The following is a 5,451-nucleotide window of genomic DNA, read 5'->3' on the forward strand; positions in this document are numbered from 1 at the left end:
CGTGACGGAGATGGGCCGCCTGTACGCGCGGGACCCGCTCACCCTGCTGGCGCTGCGCCTGTCCGGCGTCAGCCCCCTGCGCGTCGGCCCCGTCCTCAGCGCCGGCCGGCCGCCGCCCGGCGCACGCATGCGCGCGTTCCGGCGTACCCGGCCGTGATCACGGCGAGGGCCGCCATCGCCAGCAGCCAGTTCCGCAGGTAGTCCAACGGCAGCACCGTCGCGTTGGCCACGCCGCCCGGCCGCAGGAGCGGCGGCAGGGCGACGGCCGTCAGTGAGCCCGCGACGATCAGCGCGGCGCGCGGAACCCCGCGCAGGCGCAGACCCGCCGCTGCGGTGAGTGCCGCGATCGCGATCAGCAGCGGCGCGATCAGCCCGTCGTGTACGAGGACTCCACCCGCGAGCCACAGCACGATCCGCCACGGCTCGGGCTCCCGCACCACCAGGGAGCCGCCGAAGGCCATCACCAACAGGCCGAAGCCTCCCACCACGTACCGGTACGCCATCACCACACCTCCAGTCGGCCGACCCACTTGGTCTGGAGCACGCCGGGCCGGTTAGGGGCGATGATCCGCGCCGGGTAGCCGTGGTCCAGGGACAGCACCTCGCCGTTCAGGCGCAGCGCCAGCAGGGTGAGCGGGTCCCGCGCGTACAGGCGGCCCATCTCCGTCACGCGGTACGCGCCCGCCACTTCCAGCGACACCACCCGGCACCGCGCGCCCGTGCCCCCTCCGGCGCGGTCGAGCACGTCACGTACCCGTACTCCCGTCCACCGGGCGGACTTGCTCCAGCCCTCGACGCACGCGAGGGGCAACGTCACCTCGTGCTGCGGCATCGCGCGCAGCTCCTCCAGCGAGAGGCTGTACGGGCGGGGTCCCTCGACGGTCAGCCGCCAGCCGGCCAGGGACGCCTCGGTGACGCGTGCCGCGGCGGCCGTACGGTTCACCGGCAGCCCCTGCGGACCGTCCGCCGGGCTGCGCGGACCGAACAGCTCCAGCGGAGCGAGCGCGGTGACGGACTGCCCGACCGTCGTCAGCGTGACCGCGCCGGCCCCTGCCGCGACGGCAGCCAGCAGCTGCCGCCGGTCCGGTCCGTCGGCTGCGGGAAGGGCCAGGGTTCCGGGTGAGCGGCGGGTGAAATGGTCTCGGATCCGCGGCCATTGGACGGCGACGTGGAGCAGCAGCGCCCCCAGCAGGAGCCAGGCGACGGCGTAGTGCACGGGTACGAAGGAGAACGGCCAGGGGTACCACTGGAAGGTGTTCAGCAGCCCGGTGAACAGCTCGAAGATCCCGGCGGCGACGAGCACCGCCACCGAAAGGCGTTCCAGTGCGTGCAGGACCGACCGGACGGGCGGCCACGCGAAGAGCCGCGGGTAGACCGCCCACAGCTTGGCCGGCAACAGCGGGACCGCGGCGATGCCGGAGGCCACGTGCAGCCCCTGGGTGAGCCGATAGCCCCAGTACGGGCGGCTCGGCAGCCGGTCGGCCAGCCAGAGCGGCGGGTGCTGGAGGTAGTGGCTCAGCACACCGGTGGTGAAACAGACGACCATTGCGAGCCCGAGCCAGCGGCCGAGCGCCGTGGCGGTACGGGCGTCGTGCAACCGTGCCTTGAAGGTGATCGGCGGGCCAGGGGGCGGAGTGAAGCGCATGGCTCCCATGACACCCCCGGCAGCGCCCGGACGGGCGGGTGGAACACCTTACGGAATGCGGACATGCGGGACGCCCAGCGCCACTTCCAGGTCCGTTCCTGGAACGCTGCGGGCGTGAACCCGCGCACCGCCCTGACCGCCACCGCCCTGACCGCCACGGCCCTCGCCGCCCTCACCGCGGTCCTCGTCCTCACCATCCGGTACGACGGCTACTCCACCGGCCCCGCCGGGCTGTTCGGGTGGTACGCGGCCTGCTGGACGCTGTTCGCCGGCGCCCTGCTGGCGCTGCGCCGGGTCCCGGCCGCCCACGTCGTGCCGCTGCTCGTCGCCGGGGCGGTCGCCGTCACCCTGGCCGGCCTGGTGGCGCCGCCCCGGACCAGCACCGACGCGTACCGCTACGCCTGGGACGGCCGCGTCCAGTCCGCCGGCATCTCCCCGTACGACCATGCCCCGCAGGACCCGGAGCTGGTCCCGCTCCGGGACACGTGGCTCTTCCCCACGGGGGCGGCCTGCACCGGCCAGAACCGTGCCCTCATTCCCCATGCCGGCCCGGCACCGCACTGCACCCGGATCAACCGGCCCGCCGTGCACACCATCTACCCACCCGTCGCCGAGGCGTACTTCCTCGCGGTCGACGGGCTCTCCCCGGCAGGAGCCCGGCACAAGCCGCTCCAGATCGGAGCGGGTCTCCTCTCCCTCGGCGTGACCGGTGCGCTGCTGCTGATCCTGCGCCGCCGGGGCCAGGACCTGCGCAGGGCCGCCTACTGGGCCTGGTGTCCCGCCGTACCGATCGAGGCCGTGAACAACGCACACGTGGACGTCCTCGGAGTGCTGCCGGCCGTGGTGGGCCTCGGTCTCGTCGCGGCGCACGGCCCCACCCGCCGGGCAGCCGGAGGCCTGGTCCTGGGCGCCGCCATCGCCACCAAACTCATGCCCGCCATCGTCATGCCCGGCGCACTGTCCGGCGTGCGCCGGGTCCGCGACGCGGCCGCCGTCCTGGTCCCCGCAGCGGCCTTCACCCTGTTCAGCTACCTGCCCTACGTCCTCCTCTCGCACGACTCCGTCTTCGGGTACCTCACCGGCTACGTGGACGAGGAAGGCTACGACGACCCCTCCGCCGGCTCCCGCTACGCCCTGCTCCGCCTCGTCCTGCCCGACAGCTGGGCCGTCCCGGTACTCATCGCCGCCGTGGCGGGCGTGTCCCTCCACGTGATGCGGCGCGGCGACCCGAGGCGTCCGTGGAGCGGCGCACTCCTGGTCACCGGCTGGGCCTTCGCGCTCCTCACCCCCGGATACTCCTGGTACGCCCTGCTCCTGATCGCCCTCGTGGCACTGGACGGACGCTGGGAATGGCTGGGCGTCGCCCTCGCGGGCGCGGCCGTGTACCTCCTCGGACCGGTTTTCGGCTACGAGGCAGCACTGAGCGCGACCACGTACGGCATCGCCGTCCTCCTGGTCCTCGTGGCCTCGGCGGTACGGCGGTGGCCCGGGGCGACCCGCCCGAAGACACCGGGCCCGGGCACCGATCGCCGAGCACCGTCCGCTCACACCGGCGGAGACCTCAGCCCCACGTGACCGGACGGCCCGTCATTTCTCGGGCCTCCGCGGCCTCGACCGGTTCCACATCCGCACGAGCAGCACGACGGCAGAGGCGGCGAAGAAGCCTGCCGTGATGAGCAGCCAGCGTCCGAGGAACACGTCCGCCGGGAGGGCCGTGGCCGCCGTGTAGTGGCCGACCTGGCGGAGGATCAGCGGCCACCAGACCAGGAGCAGCAGGCCCGAAAGGAATGCCGGTACGCGCACGTAGTTGACGCTCGGCCCGGGGGCCCGCTGCCTGCCGTCTCCACTCCCCCGGAACAGGAGCTGGACGGCCCGGTCGGTCATGGCGTACAGCGGCAGGAGAACCAGATCGTGCAGGAGGGCCGCCCCGACGAACCAGAGGGCCACTCCCAGGGTGTCCCCCTTCAGCAGGCGCACGCCGGCGTAACCGGCCAGGGCGAAGGAGGCCAGGACGAGGAGCAGGTGGAGCGGCGAGGCCCCGTAGAGTCGGCGAAAGCTCGTCATGCCGGCTCTCCGAACGTGAGGCGGGTGACCCACTTGGTGTTGAGGACCCCCGGAGCGCCGGGGACGATGACGCGGGCCGGGTAGCCGTGGTCGCGGGACAGGACAGCGCCGTTGACGCGCACGGCGAGGAGGGCGCGGGGGTCTCGTACCTGGTTGTCGCGCAGAGCCGCCGATCTGAACGAGCCGCCCCGCTGGACGGATTCGACCAGGACCTGCGGCATGTCGCCGTCGAGCCCCACGAGGGCGGCGAGGTCGATGAGCCGTACCCCGCTCCACGACTGGTCGGGCGTCGACCAGCCCTCCACACAGGCGATGGGCAGGGCCGACTCGTACTGCGGCATGGCCAGCAGCTCCTCCCGGGTCAGGATGACCTGCCGCCCGGGGCCGCGCACGGTCAACCGCCAGGCGGGGCCGATGTCGCTCGCGCGGACACCGACCGAACCGGCGGTCTTGTTGATCTGGAAGCCGTTCGGGCCCGACCCCGGATCCCGGCCGCCGTGCGGGGCGAGCAGCGCCGTCCGGCGCCACCAGCCGCCCACGCTCTGCCCGGCCGTCACCGCGAACAGCGCCAGCGAGCCCAGGCCGACCAGGCCGACCGCACCCCGTCGGGAGATGGTCGGCTGCGCCGGCCGGGGCGAGACCAGCCCGGCCGCCTCCTCGGTGTCGGCGGGGGGCTGTACGGCGGATCCGGCCCGCACGGCGCGGACGGCGCGCCGCAGCCGGAAGGACACGTGCACCACGAACGCGCCGATGAAGACCCAGGCGCCGTAGAAGTGCAGCGTGTAGAACGAGCCCGGGAAGATGTAGTGCAGCTGGACGTTGAGGATCCCGGTGACGAACTCGAAGCCCGCCCCGCCGACCAGGAGCAGCAGGGACAGGCGCTCGATGCCCTGGCCGAGCGAGCGTACGGGCGGCCACGCGAACAGCTTGGGGATGACGGACCAGAGCTTGGCGAGGAGCACGGGTACGAGTGCGGCCCCGAGGACGACGTGCACGCCCTGGGTGACCCGGTAGAGCCAGTACGGCGAGGTCGGCCAGGAGAAGAGGTAGAAACCGAGCCACCCCTTGCCTGGTGTCTGGTCGTTGACCGCCGCGAGATCCGGGTTGTAGGCGGCGTACGACAGCAGCCCGGTCACGAACAGGACCGTCACGCCGAGGAGCAGGACCAGGCCGAAGACCGACGTCAGCCACGGCCCCCGCAGCGGGCTGCGCCAGAACTCCGGACGCGCCGGGCCCGGCGGAGAGGAACCCGGCGGCACGAGGGAACGCATAACGGCACGCAACCGTTCCGGACCTGCCCGTCCACCGTCACCGGAGCCTGCAGCGGGGGCTGCAGGACGTCCGGCCGGAAGCGGCTCCCTCCCTGGCTGCGGGCCCGCCGGCGCGGGTTGCCGACCGCTCGGCGACGGTGACCGTGACGTGTCGTCAGACCGGTCCCGTCCGCCCTCGTTCGCGTCCACCGGGACACCTCCGCACAGTCGCACGTTCCGGGCTCTTCGGACATCCCCCGCCGGGGAGAACATGCCGCACGCGAGCGTCGACCAGTCATGTGACACGCCATGCGCCTCCGACGGACGAACGCGAGATCGGACGTGCTGAGGCTCCCGCCGGCTCCCTCTTCCGGGCGCGCCGGCCGGGGTCCCCGGCTAGCGTGGAAGAACAGCGACCGGCAGGTGACGCCATGACGAACACGACCTACGACGCCATCGTCGTCGGGGCCCGCTGCGCGGGTGCGCCGACCG

General features: G+C 73.2%; 5 protein-coding genes. 1 reads left to right on the plus strand and 4 read right to left on the minus strand.

Going from position 1 to position 5,451, the window contains the following annotated elements; genetic code table 11:
- Positions 1-95: 95 nt before the first annotated feature.
- Entirely contained in the window at positions 96-503 is a 408-nt protein-coding gene (locus AB0D48_RS36940; protein WP_362407594.1) for a hypothetical protein, read from the minus strand.
- Positions 503-1,645: a molybdopterin-dependent oxidoreductase gene (locus AB0D48_RS36945; RefSeq protein WP_362407597.1), complete on the minus strand. Its 1,143-nt coding sequence runs from the start codon at positions 1,643-1,645 to the stop codon at positions 503-505. The genes AB0D48_RS36940 and AB0D48_RS36945 overlap by 1 nt, the downstream gene beginning before the upstream one ends.
- Positions 1,646-1,708: 63 nt before the next feature.
- Here AB0D48_RS36945 and AB0D48_RS36950 point away from each other — a divergent pair, with 63 nt between their 5' ends.
- Complete coding sequence (locus tag AB0D48_RS36950) at positions 1,709-3,220, plus strand: glycosyltransferase 87 family protein (RefSeq protein ID WP_362407600.1); 1,512 nt, start codon at positions 1,709-1,711, stop codon at positions 3,218-3,220.
- 12 nt (positions 3,221-3,232) lie between these two features.
- On the opposite strand, the gene AB0D48_RS36955 is transcribed toward AB0D48_RS36950, so the two are convergent.
- Both AB0D48_RS36955 and AB0D48_RS36960 read right to left on the minus strand, forming a co-directional pair.
- A complete protein-coding gene (locus AB0D48_RS36955; protein ID WP_362407603.1) occupies positions 3,233-3,709 on the minus strand; it encodes a hypothetical protein in 477 nt (158 codons plus the stop codon).
- Positions 3,706-4,980, minus strand: coding sequence for a molybdopterin-dependent oxidoreductase (locus tag AB0D48_RS36960; protein ID WP_362407606.1), 1,275 nt, complete (start codon positions 4,978-4,980; stop codon positions 3,706-3,708). The genes AB0D48_RS36955 and AB0D48_RS36960 overlap by 4 nt, the downstream gene beginning before the upstream one ends.
- Positions 4,981-5,451 lie beyond the last annotated feature (471 nt).

Source organism: Streptomyces sp. NPDC048269, assembly GCF_040652395.1.
Classification (GTDB): domain Bacteria; phylum Actinomycetota; class Actinomycetes; order Streptomycetales; family Streptomycetaceae; genus Streptomyces.